Origin of the sequence: Luteimicrobium sp. NPDC057192, assembly GCF_042670205.1 — a bacterium.
Lineage (GTDB): Bacteria > Actinomycetota > Actinomycetes > Actinomycetales > Cellulomonadaceae > Luteimicrobium.
This window is the reverse complement of record NZ_JBHUWD010000009.1, coordinates 53562-78353: the sequence shown is the minus strand read 5'-3', so window position 1 is coordinate 78353 and position 24792 is coordinate 53562. Positions and strand designations below refer to the sequence as shown.

The 24792-nt window shown below is 72.4% G+C and carries 20 protein-coding genes, 1 tRNA gene and 1 pseudogene; 9 read left to right on the top strand and 13 right to left on the bottom strand.

What is annotated here, in order from left to right; genetic code table 11:
* The first annotated feature begins 27 nt into the window (after positions 1 to 27).
* The 3 genes from ACFT5B_RS06655 to ACFT5B_RS06645 all read left to right on the top strand — a co-directional run bounded on the left by ACFT5B_RS06655 (position 28) and on the right by ACFT5B_RS06645 (position 1944).
* Positions 28 to 1032 (top strand): DnaJ C-terminal domain-containing protein, encoded by a 1005-nt coding sequence (locus ACFT5B_RS06655; protein WP_386797198.1) that lies wholly within the window; start codon positions 28 to 30, stop codon positions 1030 to 1032.
* Between the two features lie 34 nt (positions 1033 to 1066).
* Entirely contained in the window at positions 1067 to 1474 is a 408-nt protein-coding gene (locus ACFT5B_RS06650) for a heat shock protein transcriptional repressor HspR (protein ID WP_386797197.1), read from the top strand.
* Between the two features lie 161 nt (positions 1475 to 1635).
* Positions 1636 to 1944, top strand: coding sequence for a DUF1540 domain-containing protein (locus ACFT5B_RS06645; protein ID WP_386797196.1), 309 nt, complete (start codon positions 1636 to 1638; stop codon positions 1942 to 1944).
* A 12-nt stretch (positions 1945 to 1956) separates the two neighbouring features.
* On the opposite strand, the gene ACFT5B_RS06640 is transcribed toward ACFT5B_RS06645, so the two are convergent.
* Positions 1957 to 2730, bottom strand: coding sequence for a hypothetical protein (locus ACFT5B_RS06640; protein ID WP_386797195.1), 774 nt, complete (start codon positions 2728 to 2730; stop codon positions 1957 to 1959).
* A gap of 166 nt (positions 2731 to 2896) precedes the next feature.
* Between ACFT5B_RS06640 and ACFT5B_RS06635 the strand changes: the two genes are divergently transcribed.
* Positions 2897 to 7201 carry a sigma-70 family RNA polymerase sigma factor gene (locus ACFT5B_RS06635; protein ID WP_386797194.1) on the top strand — a complete coding sequence of 1435 codons (4305 nt, stop codon included), beginning with the start codon at positions 2897 to 2899 and terminating at the stop codon, positions 7199 to 7201.
* Positions 7202 to 7214: 13 nt separating this feature from the next.
* Here ACFT5B_RS06635 and ACFT5B_RS06630 read toward each other — a convergent pair whose 3' ends face one another.
* Together ACFT5B_RS06630 and upp are read right to left on the bottom strand one after the other, a co-directional pair.
* Positions 7215 to 7886 (bottom strand): winged helix-turn-helix domain-containing protein, encoded by a 672-nt coding sequence (locus ACFT5B_RS06630; protein ID WP_386797193.1) that lies wholly within the window; start codon positions 7884 to 7886, stop codon positions 7215 to 7217.
* A 276-nt stretch (positions 7887 to 8162) separates the two neighbouring features.
* Positions 8163 to 8798, bottom strand: coding sequence for a uracil phosphoribosyltransferase (upp, locus tag ACFT5B_RS06625; RefSeq protein ID WP_386797192.1), 636 nt, complete (start codon positions 8796 to 8798; stop codon positions 8163 to 8165).
* Between the two features lie 99 nt (positions 8799 to 8897).
* Between upp and ACFT5B_RS06620 the strand changes: the two genes are divergently transcribed.
* The 3 genes from ACFT5B_RS06620 (at position 8898) to ACFT5B_RS06610 (ending at position 11684) form a co-directional block, all read left to right on the top strand.
* Entirely contained in the window at positions 8898 to 9329 is a 432-nt protein-coding gene (locus ACFT5B_RS06620; RefSeq protein ID WP_386797232.1) for a nucleoside deaminase, read from the top strand.
* A gap of 85 nt (positions 9330 to 9414) precedes the next feature.
* The gene (locus tag ACFT5B_RS06615; RefSeq protein ID WP_386797191.1) at positions 9415 to 10725 is read left to right on the top strand and encodes an LCP family protein; all 1311 of its coding nucleotides are present in this window, start codon (positions 9415 to 9417) and stop codon (positions 10723 to 10725) included.
* Positions 10726 to 10934: 209 nt separating this feature from the next.
* A complete protein-coding gene (locus tag ACFT5B_RS06610) occupies positions 10935 to 11684 on the top strand; it encodes an alpha/beta hydrolase (RefSeq protein ID WP_386797190.1) in 750 nt (249 codons plus the stop codon).
* 60 nt (positions 11685 to 11744) lie between these two features.
* Here ACFT5B_RS06610 and ACFT5B_RS06605 read toward each other — a convergent pair whose 3' ends face one another.
* Entirely contained in the window at positions 11745 to 12584 is an 840-nt protein-coding gene (locus ACFT5B_RS06605; RefSeq protein ID WP_386797189.1) for an alpha/beta fold hydrolase, read from the bottom strand.
* On the bottom strand, positions 12581 to 13426 hold the full coding sequence (locus ACFT5B_RS06600) for an NAD-dependent protein deacetylase (RefSeq protein ID WP_386797188.1): 846 nt from the start codon (positions 13424 to 13426) through the stop codon (positions 12581 to 12583). The genes ACFT5B_RS06605 and ACFT5B_RS06600 overlap by 4 nt, the downstream gene beginning before the upstream one ends.
* Positions 13427 to 13503: 77 nt before the next feature.
* On the opposite strand from ACFT5B_RS06600, the gene ACFT5B_RS06595 reads away from it, so the two are divergent.
* Together ACFT5B_RS06595 and ACFT5B_RS06590 are read left to right on the top strand one after the other, a co-directional pair.
* Positions 13504 to 13590 (top strand) — tRNA-Ser (locus tag ACFT5B_RS06595).
* Positions 13591 to 13965: 375 nt separating this feature from the next.
* Positions 13966 to 14889, top strand: a complete 924-nt coding sequence (locus ACFT5B_RS06590) for a Fic family protein (RefSeq protein WP_386797187.1) — start codon at positions 13966 to 13968, stop codon at positions 14887 to 14889.
* Between the two features lie 265 nt (positions 14890 to 15154).
* Here ACFT5B_RS06590 and ACFT5B_RS06585 read toward each other — a convergent pair whose 3' ends face one another.
* The 8 genes and pseudogenes from ACFT5B_RS06585 to ACFT5B_RS06550 all read right to left on the bottom strand — a co-directional run bounded on the left by ACFT5B_RS06585 (position 15155) and on the right by ACFT5B_RS06550 (position 24717).
* Positions 15155 to 15997 (bottom strand): tetratricopeptide repeat protein, encoded by an 843-nt coding sequence (locus tag ACFT5B_RS06585; RefSeq protein WP_386797234.1) that lies wholly within the window; start codon positions 15995 to 15997, stop codon positions 15155 to 15157.
* Positions 15998 to 16021: 24 nt separating this feature from the next.
* A pseudogene (locus ACFT5B_RS06580) lies at positions 16022 to 16174 on the bottom strand (DUF4236 domain-containing protein); the annotation flags it as partial.
* A 59-nt stretch (positions 16175 to 16233) separates the two neighbouring features.
* Positions 16234 to 16470 carry a tyrosine-type recombinase/integrase gene (locus tag ACFT5B_RS06575; protein ID WP_386797186.1) on the bottom strand — a complete coding sequence of 79 codons (237 nt, stop codon included), beginning with the start codon at positions 16468 to 16470 and terminating at the stop codon, positions 16234 to 16236.
* Positions 16471 to 16684: 214 nt separating this feature from the next.
* A complete protein-coding gene (locus ACFT5B_RS06570) occupies positions 16685 to 19006 on the bottom strand; it encodes an InlB B-repeat-containing protein (RefSeq protein ID WP_386797185.1) in 2322 nt (773 codons plus the stop codon).
* On the bottom strand, positions 19003 to 20025 hold the full coding sequence (locus tag ACFT5B_RS06565; protein WP_386797184.1) for an InlB B-repeat-containing protein: 1023 nt from the start codon (positions 20023 to 20025) through the stop codon (positions 19003 to 19005). The genes ACFT5B_RS06570 and ACFT5B_RS06565 overlap by 4 nt, the downstream gene beginning before the upstream one ends.
* A 149-nt stretch (positions 20026 to 20174) precedes the next feature.
* Positions 20175 to 21290, bottom strand: coding sequence for a chitinase (locus ACFT5B_RS06560; protein WP_386797183.1), 1116 nt, complete (start codon positions 21288 to 21290; stop codon positions 20175 to 20177).
* A 294-nt stretch (positions 21291 to 21584) separates the two neighbouring features.
* On the bottom strand, positions 21585 to 23192 hold the full coding sequence (locus ACFT5B_RS06555) for an AMP-binding protein (RefSeq protein ID WP_386797182.1): 1608 nt from the start codon (positions 23190 to 23192) through the stop codon (positions 21585 to 21587).
* 70 nt (positions 23193 to 23262) lie between these two features.
* The gene (locus tag ACFT5B_RS06550) at positions 23263 to 24717 is read right to left on the bottom strand and encodes a hypothetical protein (RefSeq protein WP_386797181.1); all 1455 of its coding nucleotides are present in this window, start codon (positions 24715 to 24717) and stop codon (positions 23263 to 23265) included.
* Between the last annotated feature and the right edge of the window lie 75 nt (positions 24718 to 24792).

Below are 24792 nucleotides of genomic sequence, written 5' to 3'. Positions count from 1 at the left end.
AACGATCGGAACGAGGAGGAGGACGCCGTGACCGGGCAGGACTGGTTCGAGAAGGACTTCTACGCGGCTCTCGGCGTCCCCAAGGACGCGGACGACGCCGCCATCAAGAAGGCGTACCGCAAGCTCGCGCGCCAGTGGCACCCCGACCAGAACCAGGGTGACGCCAGCGCCGAGGCCAAGTTCAAGGAGATCGGCGAGGCGTACGCCGTCCTGTCGGACCCCGAGCAGCGTCAGCAGTACGACGCGGTCCGGGCGATGGCAGGCGGCGGCGCCCGCTTCTCCGCCGGGGGCCCTGGCGGCGGCGCCGGAGCCGGCGGGTTCGAGGACATGTTCGGCGGCATGTTCGGGGGCGGCGCTCCCGGCGGCCAGCGGGTGCGCTACTCGTCCGGAGGTGCGGGCGGGGGCGGCTTCGAGGACATCCTCTCGGGCCTCTTCGGCGGCGGCGCGGCCGGCCCGTACGGGCGGCAGGCGCCGACGCGCGGCCAGGACATCGCCGCGTCGACGACGCTCGCGTTCCGCACGGCCGTCGAGGGTTCCGAGGTGACGTTCGACGTCGACGGCCGCTCCGTGCGCGCGCGCATCCCCGCTGGGGTCCGCGACGGGCAGAAGATCAAGCTCGCCGGCAAGGGCCGGCCGAGTCCCACGGGCGGCCCCGCGGGTGATCTCGTGGTGACGGTCCACGTGACCCCGCACCCGGTGTTCTCGATCGACCCGGCGAACCCGAAGAACCTGCGCATGACGGTCCCCGTCACGTTCCCGGAGGCGGCCCTCGGCACCACCATCGAGGTCCCGACCCTCGACGGGCAGACGGTGCGCCTCAAGGTCCCGTCGGGGACGCCGTCGGGCCGGACGCTGCGCGTCAAAGGCCGCGGCGTCAAGACCGCCAAGGGCACCGGCGACCTCTACGTCACCGTGCAGGTCGCGGTGCCGCAGAAGCTCTCCAAGGCGGCCAAGCAGGCCGTCGAGGAGTTCGCGGCCCAGACGTCGGACGACGACGTGCGCTCGGACCTCGCCCAGCGCGCGGCGCAGTGATCGGCCGGGCCGGGCCCGCGGAAGGAGGCGCGACGTGAACGACGACGAGCCACGGTTCGTGATCTCGGAGGCGGCCGCGCTCGCGGGCATGCACCCGCAGACGCTGCGCCAGTACGACCGGCTCGGCCTCGTGTCGCCCCGGCGGGCGCGGGGGCGCGGTCGCCGGTACTCGCCGCGCGACGTCGCCAAGCTGCGCGAGGTGTACCGCCTCTCGCACGAGGAGGGCATCAACCTCGCGGGGATCAAGAAGATCCTCGCGCTGGAGGAGCGGGTCGAGCGCCTCGAGGGGATGCTCGAGGCGCTGGCTCTGCGCGCCGACCCGGGGCGCCGCGTGTTCGCCGCGGCGTCGTCGGGCGACGTGGTGATCGTGCCGCGCGGACGCCGAGCCAGCGTGCCGGAGGTCGAGGAGCGCGGCGCGCTCGTCCGCTGGTCGCCGTTCTGACCAGCGCCGCCGCGGGTGGGCGCGAATTACGCAACTGAAATGTCACCGAATAACATTTGTTAATGACATCGGTAAGGCAGCACTTCCTTGCTGGCGGAATGTCATTCCGGGGAATAGCGTCGGGCGTGGAAGCCCTTCCGACCGCCGCCCAGGAGGATGTCATGGCCACGATGGAGATGCCCCGGGTCACCGAGTGCACCGTGCTCGGCTGTTCCTACAACGACCACACCGCGTGCCACGCCGCCGCGGTCACCATCGGGGGGCGCGACAGCGGCGAGGCCGAGTGCGCGACCTTCATCCCGCTGGACGTCAAGGGCGGGCTGCCGAAGGTGATGACCTTCGTCGGGGCGTGCCAGCGCACGGACTGCTCGCACAACGACCACCTCGAGTGCGGCGCGGCGTCGGTCCGCGTGGGCCCGGGGGCTGCGAGCGCAGACCACGCGGACTGCCTCACGTTCAGCCCGCGCTGACCCGGACAGGGCTCAGGCGGCGCCGGAGGCCCCGAGCAGGGCCGGGACGTCGTCCACCGACGCCGGCAGGCCCTCGACCCACACGCGGGGAGGCCGGCGCACGACCGCGGACACGGCTCGGTCCCGCGCGGCGCGGTCCACGGCCGCCCGCAGGAGCGTCACATGCGTGCCGAGCTCGGCGTCCCGTGGCACGAGCGCGACGAAGACCCCCGGCGCGGCGACGGCCATCGGGTGGCCCTCGCCGAACGAGTCGGCCATGACCTTGCCCATGGCGGCCGCGCGCGCGAGCCGTTGGAACGCCGTGAGCTGGTCGACCGCGACGTCGACCACCACGAGGGCGTGCGTCGTCGTCGGGTCCTTCCCCTGTCGTCCTGCCTCGCCGTAGGTCTCGCGCAGCCTCAGCAGCAGGTAGTCGAGCGTCGGCAGCCCGGACCACGGGTCCACCAGCCCGACGGGTGCCGGCGCCGTCTCGTTCCCGACGACCCAGCCGACGCTCACGGCCCGCAGCACGTCAGGGCCTGGCTCGGTCCCCGCCGCGGCGTAGAGGCACGCGACGTCGTCCAGCGCCTCGCCGATGCCCACACCGAGCGCGGCGCGGGCGCGCCCCAGTCTTTCCGCGGCGCCGGTGACGTCGCGCTTCTCGACGATCCCCTCGGCGAGGGCGTCCACCGCAGGGTGGTACCAGTCGCCGTCGTGCAGCCACACCGCGGCGAGGCTCTCGTCCCTCCAGCGGTCGCGAAGACGCTGCGCGGGCGCCTCGAGCGGCGGCAGTCGTCCATGGGTCATGCGGATGAGACCGACGTGGAACGGATTCATGACGCGGCGGGAGCGGGTGAAACCGGTCCCGGACCGATCGAGGCGTCTCTCGTGTTTCGCCCGCTCGGGCCATGGTCTCGCGTGGCGCGCGCGTCTACGATGTGGGGGCGTCCGACGACTGGAGCACCACCCCGTAATGACGGCCCTCGACCCCGGCACCTCGAGCGCGGCGAGCGACGCCGAGCTCATCGCGGCAGTTCGTGCCGGGGACAAGCACGCCTACGGCGAGCTCTACGAGCGCCACAGTTCGGCGGCTGCGGCGGTCGCGCGACAGTACGTCTCGAGGCCCGCGGACGCCGACGACGTCGTCTCGGACGCGTTCGCGAAGGTGCTGTCGGTGCTGCAGTCGGGCGGCGGGCCCGACCTCGCGTTCCGCGCGTACCTGTTCACCGTCGTCCGGCACACCGCGTACGGGCTGACCGAGGGCAGCCGGCGTCAGCGGCCCACGGACGACTGGACGATGTACGAGTCGTCGTTCGGGCTGGCCGCCTCGACGGAGGAGCCCGCGCTCGAGGGCTTCGAGCGGTCCGTGGTCAGCCGTGCGTATCGGGGTCTGCCCGAGCGCTGGCAGGCCGTGCTCTGGTACACGGAGGTCGAGAGCCTCACGCCGGCGCAGATCGCGCCGCTGCTCGGGCTCACGGCCAACGGCGTCTCCGCGCTCGCCTACCGGGCCCGCGAGGGCCTGCGCCAGGCGTACCTGCAGCAGCACCTGAGCGGAACGGCCGACGAGGGGTGCCAGGCGGTCAACGGGCTTCTCGGCTCGTACGTGCGCGGCGGTCTCGCCAAGCGCGAGACGGCGCAGGTCGAGGCCCACCTCGAGGGCTGCGGCGACTGCCGCGCCCTCGTGCTCGAGCTGGGCGACGTCGCCCACGGCATGCGTGGCGTGATCGCGCCGCTCGTGCTCGGCACGGGCGCGATGGCGCTCGTCGGGCACGCGCTGCCGCTCGGCGGCATGGCAGGTGCGGGCGCCGCAGGTGGTGCGGGTGCCGCCGGGGGCGCGGGCGGTGCCGGTGCCGGCGCGGCGACCGGCTCGGGTGCGGCGGCGACCGGCTCCGGTGCGGCGGCGACCGGCTCGGGCGTGGGCTCGGGCGTCGGCGCGGCCGCCTCGGGCGCGGGTGCCACGGGCGGTGCGGCGGCGGCCGGCGCGGGGGGCAGCGCCACGGCGGGCGCGACCGGGCTCGCCGCTTTCTTCGCGGCCGCACCCGTCACGGCCACCGTCGTGACGGTCGGGCTGACGGCGGCCGTCGGGCTGGGGGTGGCGGCCGGCCTCGGCGTCTTCTCGCACCGGGGGGCGTCGCCGGAGGCCGAGGTGCCCGTGCCGTCGCTCGAGGTGCCGCTCTCGAGCCCGGAAGCCACCGCCGCGCCGGTTGCCGAACCGGCGCCGTCGAGCGAGCCGACGGCCCCCGACCTCACGTCGCCGACGACCGTCGCGCCGACCTTCCCGTCGGCCGCGCAGACGATGCCGCCGTCCGTCGTCGTGCCGCCGCCGACCCTCGCCCCGACCGAGCCGACCGCTGCCCCCACGCCCCCGCCGGTCGCCGCGCCCGCGAGCCTGGCGCTGGGCCTCGACGGCGCCCCGACCTTCACGGTCGGCTCGACGACGCAGATGTCGCTGACGGCGTCGAACAGCGGTGGCACCACGGCGCACGACGTCGACCTGACCGTCCAGCTCCCGCAGTCGGTCGACGCCGACACCGCGACGTTGCTGCCCAGCGGCACCGGGGGTGCGGGCGGCGGCGTCGTGAGCGCGGCGCTCCGGCTCGACGTGCCCGACGGCACGTGCGCCGTGACGCCCGCAGGCACCGACACCGGCCCCACGGTGACGTGCCACCTCGCCTCGCTGGACCCGGGCTCGCAGGTCGGCGTGGCCATCAGCATGACGCCGCAGTCGCGCAGCTTCGGCGGCTTCGCGTGGCGGATCTCCGCGGACGGCTACACGTCGCCGTGGACGGGAAGCTGGGCGCCGCAGGACCCGACGGTCCACAGCGCCAACCTCGTGCCGTCCGCGCTCTCGGCGGTCACCGTCGCGAACCCGGGCGAGGGCGACGTGGCCTTCGGGCTCACCAACACGGGCGACGCGGGGTCCCCGTCCCGCGCGACGGTCGCGCTGACCGTCCCCGACGGGGTCCGCGTGACGAGCGTCAGCGGCGGTGGTGCGTGGACGGCGGTCGACGGGTTCGGCGGCACCGTCTGGCGGGTCCCGGACGGGTTCTCGCTGCCCAGCGGTGGCACCGCGACGCTCACCTCGCACGTCGTGGCCGACGGTCCCGGCGGCGCGTCGGGGACCGCGCCCGCCGGCGCCGGCCAGGCGACCCTGACGGTCCGCGGCGCCGTCGCCGACAGCACGACGCCGACGGTCTCCGCCGGTCTGACGGTCGAGCAGCCCTGGCAGGGCGCGACCGTCGGCACGCCGGCGCTGCAGTGTGCCGGGCCGGAAACGGACAAGGTCGGCCGCGCGACCGTCACCGCCCCGGTCGCGAACGGATCGAGCGTCGCGGCCTCGGCGACGGCCACGACCGGCGCGGTCACGAGCGACCCGGTCACGGTCGGCTCGGGTGGTTCGGCGTCCGCGCCGCTCGCCGTCACGTACGCGGGCAGTGGCGCTCAGGACGTCAGCGTGACGTTCCGGCGCACCGTCGACGGCACGGTCCGGACCTTCACCGCGCCGTCCGCGAGCTATGTCGCCGACCCGTGCGCGCCCTCCCTCTCCTCCGAGGACGCCGCTTCGACGACCCTCGCGAACCCCGACACGACGGCCACCACCGCGAGGGTCACCAACGCCGGCTCGGTCGCTGCGACGGGTGTCACGGCCACGGTCACGGCGCCCGCCGGCGTCGCGGTCGGGGTGGGCGACGGCTGGACGAAGACCGGCGACGGCACGTGGACGCTCGTCGGCTCGCTTGCAGCGGGCGACAAGGCGAGCCTCCCTCTCGCGCTCACCACGCGCGACGGCGCCGCGTCGGGGCCGGTGCAGGTCGCCTTCGCGGTCGGGAACCCGGGGGACGCGAACGCGACGCACCCGACCGCCTCCTGGACTCAGCAGCTCGCCGTCGAGGACCCGTGGACGGGCGCGACCGCGACCGCGCACGGCGCCGTCCAGTGCGTCGGGTGGGAGCACCCTGGCGAGGGAACGCTTACGATCGACGTCGGCAACGGCTCGGTCGCCGCGTTCACGGCGAGCGCGAACGGGGTGACCCAGAAGGTCGGCACCGGCGGCGACCAGCTCGTCGACGTCCCCGTGACCTACGAGGCCCACCACCACGGCTGGTACGACGGCCGGCACGGGCGCTCGGCCTCGGTCGACGTGACCTTCACGCGTGACGGCGTCACCACGACGCAGACGGTGCGCTACGTCGCGAACCCGTGCCCGGGCAAGCCCGTGCTCGACGCGCACGACGGCGACGCCGTCACCGTCGCGAACCCCGGCCACGTGTCCGTGACCGCGTCGGTCACGAACGACGGCACGGCCCGCGCGCGCGGGCTGGTCGCGCGCCTCGACCTCCCTGACGGCTTCACGGTCGACCGCGTGCGCGGCGACTTCCACGGCTGGGGTCGCACGGTCGTCGCTGACCGCTCGCTCGCGCCCGGCGCCACGGCCACGCTGCGGCTCGACCTGACCGTCGACGTCCGGCGCGACTCGTCCGCCCAGGACACGGTGGGCGTGACGTTCGACGCGTGGGGCGCCCCGCCGTCGAGCGCGTCCGTCCAGGTCACGTCCGAGGCGCGCTGGGCCGGCAGCGCCTCGGCGTCGGCCCAGTGCGACGGCACCGTCACCGTGACCCTCGCCAACGGGTCGTCGCGCGACGTCTGGGTGAAGGTCGAGGGCGCGCGGTCGGTGCTCGTCCCGGCGCACGGCTCGGTCGACGTCGTGACGAAGGCCGGTCGCGACGACGACGGCGACGTCCGCGGCGGCTCGGTCCACCTCACGGCCTGGCGCGACGGGTTCACCGCCTCCGACGACGTCGCCTACGACGCGCCCGACTGCACGCACCCCGCGGCGTCGGTCGCGTCGGTGGGGGAGTGCACGTTCGACCGGCGCACGCAGCAGTCGTCGGCGCCGGTCGTGATCCTGCTCGACAACCGGGACTCGTCCGTCGACGTCCGGTTCCACGTGACGAGCCAGGGCGACCCGACAGAGAACGTGACCGTCCCGGCGGGCGAGACGGCCACCGTCGAGCAGACGGTCGGCGAGCAGGGCGTCGTCGTCACGGTCAGGGCGGCCGGCCAGACGTTCACGCTGCCGGTCGACGGCGTGCGGTGCGTCCCGGCGTGGTCCCCCGGTGTCTACGACGAGGGCGACCGCGTGACGTACGGCGGCGACGTCTGGCGGCTCGACTACGGCGTGCTCTGGAAGCACCGGCTCTCGCTGCTCACGCCGCCTCGCGCGAACGACGTGGCGCGCCTCTTCGGGCTCCCGCGGCCCTGGTCGCTCGAGGGTTGAGCGCGGTCGGCGGTCAGCCCTGGAGGACGACCTCGGCCGCCGTCGCGAACCGGTAGCCCACGCCGCGCACGGTCGTGATGACGTGGCCGACGTCGAGCTTCTCGCGGACCCGCCGGACGTGGACGTCGATGGTGCGCGTGCCCTCGCGGACGGCGTCGTGGCCCCACACGGTGTCGAGCAGCTCGTCGCGTGTGACGGGTCGCTCGGGCGACCGCGCGAGGTGCACGAGCAGCTCGAACTCCTTGTAGGTGAGGTGCACGGACCGGTCGTCGACGGTCACGCTGCGCCCGCGGGTGTCGATCACCAGGCGGGGCACGGTCGAGATGTGCGCGAGCCGCTCGCGGAAGGCCGAGACGTCGTCGTGCCGGACGGCGGGAGCCTCGGCGACCCGCCGGGCCGCGGGCGAGCCGGGCCGGTGAGGTGCGGTCGGTCGGGCGGGAGCGGCGGTCCGGTCGCGGGTGGCGGGAGCGAGTCCCGCCGGGGCGTCCGTGAGCCGGAGGGCGGTGTAGGTCTCGGCGTCGGGGAGCCACTCGCGGGCGAACTCGCTGAGCGTCTCGGCGAGCTCGACGAGCTCACCGCTGCGGTGAGCGGTCTGCGGGTCGACGCCGACGTAGAGGACGAAGCCGGGAGGGCTCGTGCGGGGCGCGCGCTGGGCGGCGGGACGGGAGTCGGAGACGAGCGTCATGGGTGAACCTCGGGGTGCGGCCGGGCCGTGCGGGCCCGGGGCGGGCGTCTGGGTGCGTCGTGGGACGCGTGGAGCGCGAGCTCGCCCGGGGGCGAGGGAGGGTCAGGCGCAACAACAGACGCGAGGACACCGAGGCATGCCGACGGCAGCGCTCAGGGGCGCTGCGAGGGTCGGCTGCTCGTTCACACAGGCAGAGTCGCACGTCTCACGGTGCGAGCCAAGACATGCGGCGCGATGTCTCGCGATGCGAGACATCGTGACGGGCGGCGTGCGCGGTCAGACGACGCCGTACAGCCGGTCGCCGGCGTCGCCGAGCCCCGGCACGATGTAGCCGCGCTCGTCGAGCCGCTCGTCGACGGCGGCCACCACGACCGTCACCTCGGCGCGGTGGCCGACGGCGGCCTCGACGGCGGCGAGGCCCTCGGGGGCACCGAGCAGGCAGACCGCGGTGACGTCCCGAGCCCCGAGGTCGAGGAGGTACTCGATCGCGGCGACCAGGGTGCCGCCGGTCGCGAGCATCGGGTCGACGAGGAAGCACTGGCGGCCCGTGAGGTCGTCGGGCAGCCGGTTCGCGTACGTCGTCGCCTGGAGGGTCTCCTCGTTGCGCACCATGCCCAGGAACCCGACCTCGGCCTTCGGGACCATGCGGGTCATGCCGTCGAGCATGCCGAGCCCCGCGCGCAGGATCGGCACGATCAGCGGGGGCGGGTCGGAGATGTAGACGCCCTGGGTGGTGGCCACCGGGGTGCGGATCTCGCGGGCCTCGACGTGGACCTCCCGCGTCGCCTCGTACGCGAGCAGGGTCACCAGCTCGTCCACCAGATGGCGGAAGGTGGGAGACGGGGTGCTCTCGTCCCGCAGCACGGCGAGCTTGTGGGCCACGAGCGGGTGGTCGACGACGATGGTGCGCATGTGCCCACGGTACCGGCGCGACGGCCGACGGAGCGCGCGGTTGCGCCGATCTGCGAGGCTGGGGACGTGTACGGCGACCCGCGGCGATTCGACGACCTGATGGGCCTCGCGCTGGTCGAGGCCGGCGCCGCCCCGGCGACCGGGGACGTGCCCGTGGGTGCCGTCGTCGTGGACTCGGACGGCGTCGTCGTGGGGGCGGGGCGCAACGCGCGGGAGGCGACCGGGGACCCGACGGCCCACGCCGAGGTCATGGCGCTGCGCGCGGCGGCGGCGACGCTGGGCCGGTGGCGGCTCGACGGCTGCACGCTCGTCGTCACGCTCGAACCGTGCGCGATGTGCGCGGGCGCGATCGTCCTGGCCCGGGTGCCGCGCGTCGTGCTGGGGGCGTGGGACCCGAAGGCGGGGGCGACCGGCTCGGTGTGGGACCTCGTCCGCGACCCCCGGAGCGTGCACCGGGTCGAGGTGGTCGGCGGCGTGCGCGACGAGGAGTGCGGGCACCTCCTGCGCACGTTCTTCGAGAACCAGCGCTGACCTGCGCGCACGTTTGCCCAGGGCCCTCACAGTTCCACCACGCGCCGGATAGAGGAACCTCGCGTTCCGGGCCTACGCTCCGAATGTGACGACTGCCACACAGCCTGCGCCCGACGACGGCTCCGCCCGCCCGCCCGCGCACGCGCGTGCCCGTCACACGCACCGGCTCGTCAAGGTCCTCTCGCTCGTCGTGGTCGGCGCCGTCGCCGCCGTGGGCACCGGCGCCTGGGCGCTCGCGCGGCACTACCAGGGCAACGTCCACGGCATCGACGTCGAGGCGGTGCTCGGCAAGCCGACGCACACCCCGGACGACCCGAACGACCCGGACGCCGGGAACGACCTCAACATCCTGGTGCTCGGCTCGGACTCGCGCGGGGGCGCCAACGCGAAGGAGGTCGGCGACGGCGAGGTGGGCCAGCGCTCGGACACGACGATGATCCTGCACGTCTCGGCCGACCGGAAGCGCGTCGAGGTCGTCTCGATCCCGCGCGACTCGATGGTCCACATCCCGGCGTGCAAGGTCGACGAGAAGGGCACGACGACCCGGGAGTACGCGGTCGGGATGTTCAACGCGGCGTTCGCGTACGGCGCGGACGCGACCGGTTCCGTCGCGGGCGGGGCACTGTGCACCTGGCAGACGGTCGAGAAGGACACCGGCCTCCACCTCGACGGGTTCGTGGTCGTGGACTTCGCCGGGTTCGCCGGCATGATCGACGCGCTCGACGGCGTGCCGATGTGCATCACCCGGCACATCGACTCGCCCGAGGCGAACCACCTCGTGCTCGACCCGGGCTGGCAGACGCTCAAGGGCAAGAAGGCCCTCGGGTACGCGCGTGCGCGCAAGGGCGAGGGGCTCGACGGCAGCGACACGAGCCGCATCCTGCGTCAGCAGGAGATGGTCAGCGCGATGTTCACCAAGCTCGTCGACCAGAACGTCCTCACGTCGGCCCCCAAGCTGCTGTCGTTCCTCGACGCCGCGACCAAGTCCCTCACCACGAGCAGCAACCTGTCGAGCCTCAAGAACCTCGTCGGGCTCGGGTGGAGCCTCCGCCATGTGTCGCTCGACGACGTCGTGTTCCTCACGATCCCCTACGAGGCCTACCCTCCGCAGCCTCTGTCGAAGGTTCAGTGGGCGCCGTCGGCGGCGGGCGTGTGGAAGAAGCTCAAGGAGGACAAGCCGCTCGTCGCGTCCGAGAAGAAGAAGACCTCCTCGGGCGGCACGCACAGCAGCACGTCGGGCACGAGCACGAAGGCGCCCAGCACCACGAGCCCGAGCACGAAGAAGCCGACCGCCCCGGCCACTCCGAAGAACCGGGCGACGGACGGCATCGACGCGTCCGAGGTGCCCAGCACGAAGGCCGAGTGCGAGGCCGCGATCAAGGCCGCCCAGAGCTGACGCGACCCCGCGCCCGCGGTGACGGCCGGTGAAAACCGCTGGGCCGCCGTCGACCCGCGGCGTAGCCTGGCACGCGCCGTGACCCGACCGAGGAGGTGGTGCCCGATGTTCGCAGCAACGCTGGGTGCTCCGCTCGCGGTCGCGGCGGGTCGGACGACGTAGGGGTCGCCGGGAGCACCGTCACCACGTGCTCCCGAGAGGACAGACCCATGAACACTCTTCTCTTCACCACCACGACGACCGTCGACGGCGTCGTGCAGCGCGAGTTCACCGTCGGTGAGCTCACCGGGGCTCTCTGGTCGGCGGCCGACGCCGTCGGACCCGCGCCCCTCGTCCTGCTGGGCCACGGGGGCGGTACCCATCGCACCGCGCCCGCCATGGTCGGCCGGGCCCGTCGGCTCGTCGTCGACGGCGGCTTCGTCGCCGCCTCGCTCGACGCGCCCGGGCACGGCGGGCGTCCGCGCACCGCGTACGACGACCGCGAGATCGACGCCATGCAGGAGGCGATGGAGGTCGGCGAGCCCGTCGGTCCGATCGTCGTCCGGTACAACGGCGCCCTCGCCGAGCAGGCCGTGCCCGAGTGGCGGACCGTGCTCGATGCGCTCCAGGAGCTCCCCGAGGTCGGGGACGGCCCGGTCGGCTACTACGGCATCAACATGGGCACGGCGATCGGGGTGCCCCTGCTGGTCGCTGAGCCGCGGATCGGCGCCGCCGTGCTGGGGCAGTTCTGGCCCGACGCGCTCGTGCCGCTCGCGCGGCAGGTCACCGTGCCGATCGAGTTCGACCTGCAGTGGGACGACCAGCACATCGACCGCGAGGCCGGTCTGGAGCTCTTCGACGCGTTCGCGTCGACGGAGAAGACCCTCCACGCCAACGCCGGGCGGCACAAGGAGCTGCCACGGTTCGAGGCCGACAGCGCCGTGCGGTTCTTCGCGCGGCACCTGAGCCCGGCGGTCTGACGGACCGGGCCGACCGCCCGGCACCGACGGGCGGCTCACACCCGTGTGCCGCCCGTCGGGTCAGCGGTGCTGCAGCAGCCACTCGATCGCCAGCGGGACCGCGGCCAGCACCGACACGTGGCCGTCGTGCGGGCGGTGCCACAGCTCGCCCCGCGCGAGGTGCTGGATGAGCGCCGTGCCGTGCGTCACCGGCACCACCCGGTCCCGGCCCCCCTGGACGACGAGCGCCGGCTGGGTGACCGTGCCGAGGTCGAGGCCCCACGGCGAGACGTACGCGACGTCGTCGTCGACGAGCCCGTCCGGCCCGGCGGCCTCGGCGCGGGCCGCGTCGTCGCCGAGGGCGGCCCACGGCCCGCGCAGAGCGGCCCAGTCGTCGTCGACGAACACGGACCGGTCGAAGGTCTCGTTGAGCGCGTACGCCGCGCGCGTCTCACGGCCGCGCACCGCGGCGTGCAGGGCTCCGGGCGCCACCATGCCCTCCCACCAGGGGGCGTCGTCGGTGAAGGGTGCGAGGCTGGCGACGGCCGCGACCGCCGGCACCCGGTCCCCGAGCAGTGCCGCGCACGCCAAGGCGTGCGGGCCGCCTCCCGAGAACCCGAGCGCGTAAGCGCGTCCGACGCCGAGGACGTCGAGCACCTGGACGACGTCCGTCGCCGCCGACGCCACGTCCCGGCCCGGGGCCGCCGTCGAGCCGCCGTAGCCGGGCCGCGCGTAGGACACGACCCGCACCCCGCGGACCGTCGCGGCGTCGACGACCGGCGCGAGCAGCGCACCGGTCGCGGGGGAGCCGTGGTGCCAGACGAGCACCGGTCCCGCGCTGCCTCCCACGGCGCCCGTGTCGTGGACCGCGAGGACCCGCTGGTCGAGCGTCACGACCTCGGACGCGTGGCCGATGGTCACGCGAGCGCCTCGGCCAGAGCCGCCAGGGTCTCGCTCGTGCCGGTGTCGAGCTTGACTGTCGCAAGGTCGTCGCCACGGGTCGGGCCGCGGTTGATGATGACGACCGGCTGCTCGTTCTTCGCCGCCCGCCGGACGAACCGCAGCCCGCTCATGACCGTGAGCGACGACCCGGCCACCAGGAGCGCGTCCGCGCCGTCGACGAGCGCGAACGCGCGGTCCACCCGCTCGCGCGGCACGTTCTCGCCGAAGTACACGATCTCCGGCTTGAGGACCCCGCCGCAGAACTCGCACGGCGCTGGACGGAAATGGGACGTCTGCTCGATCACGGCGTCGGCGTCGGGCGCGATCTCCACGTCCGCGACGTTGCCCGCGACGGACTCCACGAACCCCGGGTTGAGCGCGTCGAGACGCTCCGCCAGGTGCTCGCGCGAGATCACGCGCCCGCACTGCAGGCAGATCACCCGGTCGTAGCGTCCGTGCAGGTCGATGACGTTCCGGGAGCCCGCGTCCTCGTGGAGCAGGTCGACGTTCTGCGTGATGATGCCCGTCACCACGCCCGCCTCCTCGAGCCGGACGAGCGCGCGGTGGCCCGCGTTCGGCGTCGTGCGGTGGACGTGTTGCCAGCCCACGTGGTTGCGCGCCCAGTAGTGGCGGCGGAAGCCCTCGTCGCCGACGAACTGCTGGTACGTCATCGGGTTGCGGGGCGGCGAGTCGGGACCGCGGTAGTCCGGGATGCCCGAGTCCGTCGAGATCCCGGCACCGGTCAGCACTGCCAGACGACGGCCACGCAGCACCGGCAGCGCCCTCTGAGCGGCGGCGCGTGCGTCGGTGATCGTCTCCACGACGTCGAGCCTACGGGCGGATTCGGAAACAGGCGGGGGGAGCGGGTACTCTTCTGCGGTCGGGTAGTCCCCGGCGAGGTAGCGTGTCCGAGCGGCCTAAGGAGCACGCCTCGAAAGCGTGTGTGGGTGAAAGTCCACCGTGAGTTCGAATCTCACCGCTACCGCACGACGCGAACGGCCCCGGATCGTTGGAATTCCAACGATCCGGGGCCGTTTCGTCTGAGTGGGTGGACAGCGCCGCCCTCAACTCGTCCCCCCTGCGCCTGACGCCGGCGTGATCTGGCACCCTGCGACCACCGCGAGGTGCGCGGTGAGCGTCGGCGCGCCCAGTGAGCTTGGTCGTCCGCGGCGCGCGAGGACCCTGCTCGTAACTCTGTTCGATTTGTTGCGGTGCGGCACATCGAATCGAACCGAACACTTCTGCTACGTTCGTTCGGTTCAATTCGCATGCCGCTCAGCGAACACTTTGGAGTCTCATGCCTCGCGGTCGCCCTCCACGTGACGAGATCTACACACGACTTGACGTCCAGATTGCGGAGTTGTGGCAGCGGCTCGGCGGCCTGCCGAGTCCACGTGAAGCCCGTGACGTCTGGGAAGGTATCTGGCAAGCGGAAGCGCATCACTCGACCGCGATCGAAGGCAACACCCTGATTCAAGAGCAGGTCGACGAGCTGCTCGTTGAAGGCAATGCGGTTGGGAACAAGCGGCTTGAGGAGTATCTCGAGGTGCGCGGCTATGCCGACGCGTCGAGGTGGGTGTACGGGCAGGCTTTGCAGCGAGACACGACTCACGAGCGCATCACAATGCAGGATGTTCGATACATCCACAAGCTCACGATGGCTCCGCTCTGGAACGTGATCCCACCCGACGGTGTTAAGCCGAGCGAGGGGCCAGGGTCCTTTCGTGAATCGGAGGTCAAGGCGTTCAGTGCCGGGATGAAGCCTCCTACGTGGCCGTTGGTCCATGCCGAGATGGAGCAATGGGTTGCGGACGCCAACGAACTCGTCGCCCGTGCCGACCGCTTTCCGGAGCTCGTGGCACGTCTTCACTGCCGCTTCGAGCAGATCCACCCGTTCTTCGACGGCAACGGGCGGACCGGGCGACTCTTGCTCAACGTCCTCCTGGTTCGATTGGGATACCCGCCCGCGATCATCTATGCGAACGAGCGACGCACCTACCTCCGGGCGTTGCAGCGAGCGGACACGGGGGACTGCGGCGCGCTCGGCGAGTTCATAGCTCGAGCGATCTTGGACAACCTCTACAAGTTCATCGTGCCTGCGATCGCTGGGCCCGCGAGGCTCGTGCCGATCGCGGCACTGGCCACGGACGGCCTTTCGGCCGCTGCGCTCCGTACTGCTGCGGCACGCGGCGCACTTGAAGCTACGAAGGGGCCGGACGGCCAGTGGCGTTCGAGTCGAAACTGGGTCGACGAGTATCAAGCAAATCGTTATCGGCGTCGATAGGAGCGCGAGGGGCCTGGGGATCAGCCGCGAGGCGGGCTGTCAGGCGTTCTTCATGTCACGTGCTAGTTGCACCTGTTAGTTGCACCTGTGCGCAGGCTTCCCATACCCGCGAGCGATCCGGCGTGATCTACCGCGTTTGCGGCCGTGCCAAAGTCGTCGTGGAGGTACAGGCAAGCATCGACGTAGACCGTCATGCTCGCCGGACGCGCGCCCGAGCACGCCCTTCTGCTGCGCGGTTTTTGGGCAGGTGCCCCCGGCGCGCTTCCTACCGAGCGAGCGACTCCAGTGCCTCCGCAAGACCGGGGTAGGAGGCATCTTCGGCTAGGACCCGCTCGAGGTCCTTGCGTGCCATGGAGGGCTTCCTCTCCGCGAGGTAGGTGTGTGCACGCTCGACGAGCGCGTGGTGCCTCAGCTGCGGCGCACGGGACTTGAACCGGAGCGCCTCTCGGAACACCTCCCGGCTGGCCGAGAGGCTGCCAGACTCGCGTAGCGCCACGCCGCGTTGGATCAGGAGGAAGACGCTGGCGTCGTCGTCGTTCTGAAGGCCGTTCGTGAGGTCGATGACGTCGGCCCAACGCTTCTGTTGTCCGTAGAGCTCTGCGAGCGATACCGCCGCCACGGTTGAGGGGTCGAGCTGCTCCACGACCGCGGTCGCCGCCGACAGGTCACCAGCCGCTTGGAGGCTCTCGGCGAGCATGAGCCCCAGCGAGTCGGCGCTCAACGGAAGCTCGACGGTCACGCCCTCGGCAACGCTGATCGATGTCCGAGCGTCCGGTGCGTAGCGGACGAGGAACGCGTCGGCCGTGGGCTCGTAGGCCTGCCCGACGAGCCATGACAGAAGCACACGAGCCCGCTCCATGTCACCCGGCCAGGCGCGGTAGACCACCTCCAGAGCAGCGGCTGTACGTTGCGCCTCCGGCTTCCCTTCTGCCACCGCGACGACCTGGTCGACGTCGTGCGCGCTGAGTGCCTTGTACAGCTGCTTCTCCCATTTCGGCGCGAACGCACTGGGCTTCGCAGGCTTCGCCGGTCGTGAGGTCGTGGACGCGGCCGGCTGCGTGGCAACAGTGCGTGCAGTCGGTCTTGTCTTCGCATGGCCGCTGCTCACCGTTTTGACGCTGGAGATGCCAGTCCCCGGGATGCCGACGGTACGAGTGACTCGGCCGGAGCTGTGAGCGGTTACGCGTGCGCCGTTGACACCGACTGACGTTGAAAATCCCCGAGGGGTCACCGTCATCCGGACACCGGGCATCACCTTGAACGACTTGCGAGCGCGGAATGACATACGAGTCATGCTGATCGCAAACGGTGCGTGCGGGAAGGCTGAAACCGTACCCGCTTCGGTTAGCCGACGGGAGCGTGTGCCCACAGGTCTGCGACCCCTGCGTGCGATGCCGCTCGGTCGAGTGCGGCTGCGACGCTGTCGAGGTCGTCGTCGAACAGGTCCGCGTAGACGTCGAGCGTCATGCTTGCGGACGCGTGCCCGAGCATCCGTTGCACGGCCTTGACGTTCGCACCCGAGCTGACGGCGAGGCTCGCGGCCGTGTGCCGGAGGTCGTGCGGCGTGGGGCGGGGGGGCACCCGACCTCCGGACGGCGCCCGCGATTCATCCGCCGCTTCCGTCGTCCGTTCTGGTACGGCGCAGGTGCGTGCCGTCGTCGGCGGGCGAATACGAGTGCGTCGCTGCCCTTGCCCTCGCACGCCCGCGCGAGCGGCACAGCGAAGAGTTCCGTCCTCTCGGCCATGATTCCGGGACGGGCGTCGTCGGCTCGCTCTGACGACGACGGGCGCTCCGTCACGCGCGGCGGCGGAAGGCCAAGGCCGTGGCGATGACGCCCATGCCGAGAAGAACGATCGCGGCGAGCGCCAGGAACGGTGCGTACCCGGTGTCGGCGAGCCCCCCGGGGCTGGTGCCCGCCGGGCCTGCGCCGACACCTACGGCAGGAGGTGTCGTCGTCGTGGTGCCCGCACCGCCCGTCGGCGGCGTGACGGAACCACCGCTGCCCGGCGTCGTCGGCGTCCCCGTGCCTCCCGTGGGTGACGACGGCGGGGGCGTGGTGCCGCCCGTCGGCGAGGGCGTCGGAGTCGGCGTCGGTGTGGGAGTCGGGGTGGGTGTCGGCGTGGGTCCGGCCACCTCCCACACCGCGTAGAGCGTGAGATCGCCGGTGACCGTCGAGACGGTCAGCCGGTCGTACGCGGGATCGGGCTCGGTGGCATCGGGGTCGGTCGACCAGCCGAGGAAGCGCGCACCGTCCGGGCCGGTGAACCCGACGTCGTCGGCGTCCGGGTAGGTGATGGAGGCGCCGTCGACGGCGTCCCACACGACGCGCCGGTCCGCGCCGCCGTTCTCGTCGAACGTCACGGCGAACGTCGGGTCCGGGTCGGCGTAGACGGCGACGAGCGTGATGTCGCGCCCACCCACGGGGACAGTGTGCCCGACCTGGTACAGGCCCTCGACGGGGCCCGCCGTCGGCGAGCCCACGATCCGGGCGACCGCCGACACCCGCAGCCGCCAGCCGACGAACACCTCGTCCCCGCGAACGAGGGACGAGCCGTCCTTGACGATGGCGCTCGCCCCCGCGTTGTACGTCCACGGCTCGACCGGGACGGTACCCCCGGTGTTGCCGTTCCCGTCGTACGCGACGGCGTAGGGCGAGCTCGCGGGCTGCTGCCAGCGCGCGTAGAGCTTCAGGTCCGAGCCGACCGGGGTGTCGAAGTCGTACGGGACGAAGTACCCGTCGGACGTGCGCTGGTACCAGCCGAGGAAGGTCGAACCGTCGGGGCGGGGGTCCAGCGGGTCCGGCTCGGTCGCGAGGCCCTGGTCCTCGACCGTCTGGGTGAGGCTCGTGATCGGGCTCGTCGACGACGGGTCGTCGTAGAAGCGGACGGTGTGCGGGTCCACGAGCCACTTCGCGTAGAGCACGAGGTTGCTCGCGGGCATGGTCGCGCCGTCGAAGTCGAACGGGGTGCTGAACGACGAGTCGGTGTACCAGCCGAGGAACTCGTCGTTGCCGCGGGTCGGGTCGGGCGGCGCGTACGCGGTGAGCGACGTCTCGTACCGGATGTTCGGCACCGGCGGGATCGCTGTGCCACCACCGGTGACGAAGACCAGGTCGTAGGCGTTGCGGCTGTAGAACTGGTAGCGGTAGGCGTCGTTGGTGTTGCCGCTGTTCCGGAGCTGGTAGAGCCGGTTCGTGGGCTGGTCGAGCTGGAAGTAGTTCCCGACGGTGTCGGTGCCGGTGCCGTACCCCACGTACGAGGTGAAGCCGTCGATCACGCCGGCCACCTGCCGGTCACCGTTCGTGGCCCAGTAGCGGAAGCTCGGGCCCTGCTCGAAGACCTGCTGCCCCGGTGGGATCGCCGCACGTACCGTCGTCTTGTTGTTGTTGTAGAGCGTCGTGACGTGCAGCGGGTCGTTCGGCCTTCCGTCGGCGCCGAGCACGGCGTCCGGCGCGGACTGGGACTGATCCTCTGCCTCGACGTAGTCGAACCTCTCCGTGAGGTTCTGGCTGCTGCGAGCGGACCAGGCCGACGAGAGTGCCGTGGTCCGTGCGGCGACGTTGACGCCGCCGGCGTCCGCGCCGGCCCCCGTCCACGAGGCCTGGAAGGTGGTGGCGCTGATCTGTATCGGGCCCCAGCCGCGGTTGACGCAGTCGTAGACCGAGGTGGCTGCGTTCTGAGCCGTGATGAGGAGCGTGCCGTCCGACTGGTCGATGGGCTGCGGCCCCGCGTCGACCACGGACAGGTCGAGGCCGATCTTGGCGCGCGCCGAGAAGGTGCCGAGCAGGTGACCGTCGGCACGCTGAGGGGAGCTGCTCGCGTAGTACTGGGTGCCCGCGACGGTCATCTGCTGGTTGTACGTCGCGGTCGCCGGGCATCGCGTGCCGCCGCCCGTGAGGCCCGGCGCCAGCAGGCGGTAGTCGACGCGCCAGAGCGAGCGGGTCAGGTACACGTTGACGACCGTCGACCCGTCGCCGGCGACCGACACGTCAGCCTCGCTCAGTCCGATGTCGGCGAACGTCATCGGGTCGGGCTGGACGTTCGCCGGGTCGAGCTGCGCACGCACGAGCGTCCGCACCACCGTCGGGATGGCCGACTTGCTCGTGGGGCCGCTCACCGACGACCCGGCCACGGCCGTGTCGGAGATGTCCGCCAGGTCCGGTCGTGGAGCTGCGCGTCGCTCAGGGCGCCGTCGCTCGGTCCCCAGGCGGGCAGCGCGCCGCCGGCGGCGGTGAACACCGGGTCCGGGTAGTTCGCGGGCACGATCCCCGGCTTCTCGAGCCAGTAGCTGACGTGGTACTCGACGTCCTCGCCGGCCCACCCGGCGTAGAGCGTGGTCGTGGAGGTGAACGGCGGGTCGGCCGGGACGGTGCGCGCCTCGTCGCGGAACCATCCTGTGAACCGGTAGCCCACCCGCGTCGGCGTGGGCACGGCGTCCAGGTCGGCCTGCGTGAACTGCGTCTTCGGCTCGAGGACGAACACCGGTTCGACAGCCGTGCCGTCGGTCACGAACGACACCGCGAAGCCGTCGGCGAGGACCGGGCGCAGCACGAGGTTCGCCGTGAGCGGTGCGCTGAAGTCGTACGGCGTCTCCGACGCGTCGCCGTCGACGTACCAGTTGCCCGTGAAGACGGTGCCGTTCGGGACCTGCGGCACGTCCGGCGCGATGGCGCCCACGGCCGCGCCGTCGGCGATCTCGTCGGTGTCGAGGACGCGCGTCGAGGGCGTCAAGGCTTCCGGGGCGAGGAACTGGACGATGTGCGTGTCGGTGAAGTGGGCCGTGACCGTCAGGTCGCTTTCGACGACCGTGGTGTCGAAGTCGAACGGCACCTCCACGCCGCCGACGGTCACGAACCAGCCGGAGAAGACGCCGTCGGCGGCCGGGGGAGCGGGCTGACGGGGGGCGTGACCGCCGTCGGCGACCTCGACCGTGGACAGGGTGCGCCCCAGCGAGACGAACGTGACGACGTGCGTCCCCCAGATACCGGGGGTGGTCTCGCTCCCGACGGGTGCGTCGGCGCTCGCGGGGACCGCGGCTGCTGGACCGACGAGGGCTCCGACGGCGACGAGCGCGCACGCCCCGCGGAGCCACCGGCGCTTCGACCGGGTGCCCGTCGCCTTGTGTCGTGCGAACATCCTGCCCCCGTGCCAGGTGCCGTCCGAGATGGTCCAGGTCCGGTTCAGTCTGGCACCACGTCTCCGGTTGCGCTCCGCAACCGGGCCGCGACACGACTGTGGGCCCCGGTCGCGACCGGGGCCCACAGTGCCGGATCAGCGGGCGCGCGTCACCGGTGGTTCGACGTGAACGGCTTGAACGCCTGGGTGAACGCCCAGGTGTCCTGCTCGATGCCGGAGCAGTTGTTCTGCGCCACGGTCGCGTCGGGGCAGGAGCCGTTGTCGCGCTGCAGCGCCCAGAACCCGAGGTAGGCGAGCTGGTGCTTCTTCGCCCACCGCTCGAAGGTCACTGCCTGCTGCGGGGTGAAGATGTCGGTCGCGACGCCCTCGGGGCTGCGGTAGTCGTCGGTCCCGATCATCTGGACGACGCCGACGTGGCGCCACAGCTCGGCCTGCGAGGCGTGAGGCAGGATCGTCGCCTTCAGCTGCCCGGTCAGCGCGGTCGCGGCCTGCTCGGCGTCGGCGACCATGTCGTGCACCGCGCCGTCCCAGTAGTCGAACGTCATGATGTTGACGCTGCTGACCTCGACGCCGTGCGCGGCCGCCGACTTCAGGAGGTCGAGGCCCGACTGCACGAGGCCCGTCGTCGACGACGGGAGGGTGTAGCTGATCTCGACGGTGCGGTGGTTCTTCTTGGCCCACTTCTGGACCAGTGCGGCGGCCTCGTTGCGGCGGTCCACGCCCTCCTTGTTGGTGATCGAGGTGCCCTCGATGTCGAAGTCGAGACGTGTGACGCCGTACGTGGTGACGACCTGCTCGTAGGCCTGCGCGAGCTTCGTCACGTCCTTGCAGGAGTCGGCGATCTCCGTGAGGTTCGCGGGGTTGTTGGCCCAGTCGATGATGTCGTTGGTCGCGCTGTAGCCGCCGAACGACGGGATGACGTCGCCGCCGGCCTTGCGGATCTTCGCGATCTGGTCGGCGAGGGCTCCGCTCGCGACGGACTCGGCGGGGTCGCCGGCCCAGGTCAGCTCGCACGACCCCGGCTTGTCGGCCTGGAGGAACGCGAGGGTGAGGTACTTCGAGCGGGACTCCTTGGCGGTCTGCGCGATCGAGTCGACCGCGGTGACGTCGAGGTAGGGGGCGAAGACGCTCGACGGGAGCGCCTTCGAGTGCGGAGCATCGTGGCCGTGCGGTGCGCAGGCCAGGGCCGACGCCGCGAGAGGGCCGGCGACGAGCACGGTCGCGAGCAGGGCGCTCGCTCCGGTGCGAAGGACGGAACGCTTCATTGCTTCTCCTTCGGGTCCGACGTCGTCGACGGACCGGGTGCCGACGCCGGCGCCGACGAGCGGCGCGGCGTCATGTGTTAGCGCGCCTAACGAACGCAAGCCTGACGCTAGCCCTGCGCCGTCGTTCTCACAAGAGGCGCCCGTCCGCGGACCCCTGCGGGGTGAGCCGGTGCCGGGCGCGCCGACGTAGCGCTTCTCGCCTGAATCAGCACGAAGTCCGTGCTATCTCAGGCGAGAAGCGCTACGTCGGCGAACGAGTCGAGGCTCGGGAGCCGGGGTCGGCGAGTGCCGCTGTTAGAGTCGGCCCGCCTCGCGGGCGCGGAGGTCCTTGCGCAGGATCTTCCCCGACGACGACTTGGGGATCGCCTCGACGAACTCGACCTTCCGCACCTTCTTGTGCGGGGCCACGCGCGCGGCGACGAAGTCCTTGACGCCCTGCTCGTCGAGCGTGCGCCCCGGCTGCACGACGACGTACGCCTTGGGCACCTCCTCGCCGTCCTCGTCGCGCACGCCGATCACGGCGACGTCCGCGACATCGGGGCTGCTCAGAAGGAGCGCCTCGAGCTCCGCGGGCGCGACCTGGTAGCCGTGGTACTTGATGAGCTCCTTCAGCCGCTCGACGATCCGCACGACGCCGTCCGACGTCACGGTCGCGATGTCACCCGTGTGGAGGAACCCGTCGGGCTGGAGGGTGTCGGACGTCGCCTGCGGATTGTTCAGGTAGCCGGCCATGACCTGCGGTCCGCGGACGAGGAGCTCTCCGGCGGCCGACTCGCCGTCGTCGGGCGTGGCCGGCTGCGGGATCTCCTCGCCGGTCGCGGGATCGAGGAGCCTGCACTCGGTGTTGGGCAGCGTGTAGCCGACCGAGTCGAGCGGGAGGTCGACCGACGGCGGGATCGCGTGCGAGACGGGGCTCAGCTCGGTCATCCCGTAGCCCTGCTTCATGCGGCAGCTCAGCCGGGCCTCGACGGCGTGACCGAGCGCGGCGTCGAGCGGCGCGGCACCGGAGAAGACGGTGTGCACGCTCGACAGGTCGTGCCCCTCGACGAGCGGGTGCTTGGCGAGGGCGACGGCGATGGGCGGGGCGATGAACAGGTACGTGCAGCGGTGCTGCTCGACGAGCGCGAGGAACTGCTCGAGGTCGAACCGCGGCATGGTCACGAGCGCCGCGCCCTGCGACAGGGCCAGGTTGAGCAGCACCGTCATGCCGTAGATGTGGAAGAACGGGAGGACCGCGAGGACGACGTCGTCAGGCACCATCTCGAGCGTGGGCGCCGTTTTTGCGACGTTCGCGACGAGGTTGCGGTGCGTGAGCATGACGCCCTTCGCCAGGCCCGTCGTGCCTGACGAGTAGGGGAGGACGGCGAGGTGGGTGGCGGGGTCGAACGTGACGTCCGGCGCGGCATGGCCCGCGGTGAGCCAGTCCCTCAGGCTGGGGTGCTCGTCCGCGGCCTCGCCGGGCCCGTCCAGCACGACGACGTCGCCCGGGGCCAGCCCGGCCTTCTCCGCTGCCGCGGACGCGCCCGGGGCGAGGGGGCTGACGGTGATCAGGAGCCGGGCGGACGAGTCGGCGAGCTGGGCGGCGATCTCGTCGGGCGTGTACAGGGAGTTGATCGTCGTGACGGTCAGGCCGGCTCGCAGGGCTCCGTGGAACACGACGGCGAACGCCGGGGTGTTGGGGCACAGCAGCCCGACGACGTCGCCGGGCCGCAGGCCGCGCGCCGCGAGGGCGCCGGCCACCGCGTCCGCCTGGTCACGCAGGTCGCGGTAGGTCCAGCGCGCCCCGCTCGGTCCGTCGATCAGCGCGGTGCGGGCGAGGTCGTCGTCCGTGAGGTGGGCGAACAGGTAGTCGAACACGCTGACGTCCGGGATCGTGACGTCGGCGTAGGGGCCACGGAACATGGTGCATCTCCTTCGATCCACGCGCGGCTCGCGGCGTCCTTGCCGCGACCGTGGGCCCCATTGCACCAGATCAGGACGCGTCGGCGGAACTCTCCCGGTACCGGGCGTCCTGGGAATCGGGCGACCCGGACGACCCGGTCATCCCGCGGCGGGCATGCCGGCCCAGCAGGACGAGCGAGCCCACCGCGAGCGCCAGCACGAGGACGTTGCGGACCGCTTCCAGCACGGTGTCGAACGGGCGCGCGCCGAGGAACTCGTCGTAGTGGTCGGGGAACAGCCGGTGCGTCAGCAGGGCGACGACGAGGAGCGCGAGCGCGAACACGCCCCACACGTCGGCGCTGGCCTGGTGCGGGCCGGTGCTGCGCCGTCGGCCGGGCCAGGAGGGCGTGCGGAGCGCCGTCAGCGCGACGGCGACCGGCGGTGCGAACCAGGCGACGTACTGCGGCGACCCGACCTTGTCGAACGCGAACAGCACGAGCGTGAGCGCGAGCGTCGACAGGAGGACGAGCTCGAGCTGCGGGGTCCGGCGCTCGGCCTCGCCGGGCACGTCGCGCCGGAGCCGGACCGCCGCGCGCCACGTCACGACCGTCGCGAGCACCACGGCGGCCAGCAGGAGCACGTCGAGCGCCTGCGCGAACCACGCCGTCCCGGGTCCGGTGATCTCGAGGACGTTCAGGGGCGCGTTGTAGAACACCCGGTACTCGCCGCTCCACAGGCGGGCGAGGGAGAACGGCGTGGCCGCCCCCGACTCGACCTGAAGCCCGCGAGAGTCCTGCGTCCCCCAGAAGCCGAGCACGCGCGAGCCCGCGCCCCCGAGCTCGGCGAGCCCCACGACGACGGCGGTCACCGCGACCGCGGGCAGCACCACGCGGCGCCACGGTCGCCGCGCCGTCAGGGCCAGCGGCACGAGCACGGCGCCCGGCGCGACCTTGACCCACGCCCCCGCCGCAGCCACGGCGCTCGCCACGCTCACGCGCCCGTCCGGGTTCTTGCGCGACGGGATCAGCTGGGCGAGCGCGATCACCGTCAGCGCGGCGGAGATGCCGTCCAGGCGCACCAGCGTGATCGGCCCGAGGAAGAGCAGGAAGACCAGCCACCACCACGCCCCGAGCGTCCGTCCCCGACCCGCGTGCAGCAGCGACCCGAGTGCGAGCCCGTCGACCACCGCGACGAGGACCATGAAGAGGTACCGGTACGCCTCGCCGTCGGCGGAGACGAGCGCGGGCAGCGTCACCGGGACGAGCGCCCCGATCGGGTAGACCCACGAGATGTCCAGGACCGGCCACACCCCGTCCTGGACGCCGCCGGCCGCCCACTGCCGGTAGAGCTCCGGGTCCCCGAACAGGGCCTGGGCGTGGTGGCTCGCCTCCCAGAACAGCACGGCGTGCACGACGACGAACGCGACCCACACGCCCGTCCGCCCCGTCGCGGCGAGCAGCAGCGCACGAGCGCCCTCGGGTGCCGGGGGAGACGAGGGCTTGACGGGGTCGGAGCCCGCGGACTCGGTCGACGCGGGCTCGGTCATGGGCCAAACCCTAGCGGCGCAGCCTGGGCTCGTGCCCACGCGGCGACGGCGCGCCGGTGCGGCAGAGTAGGACGC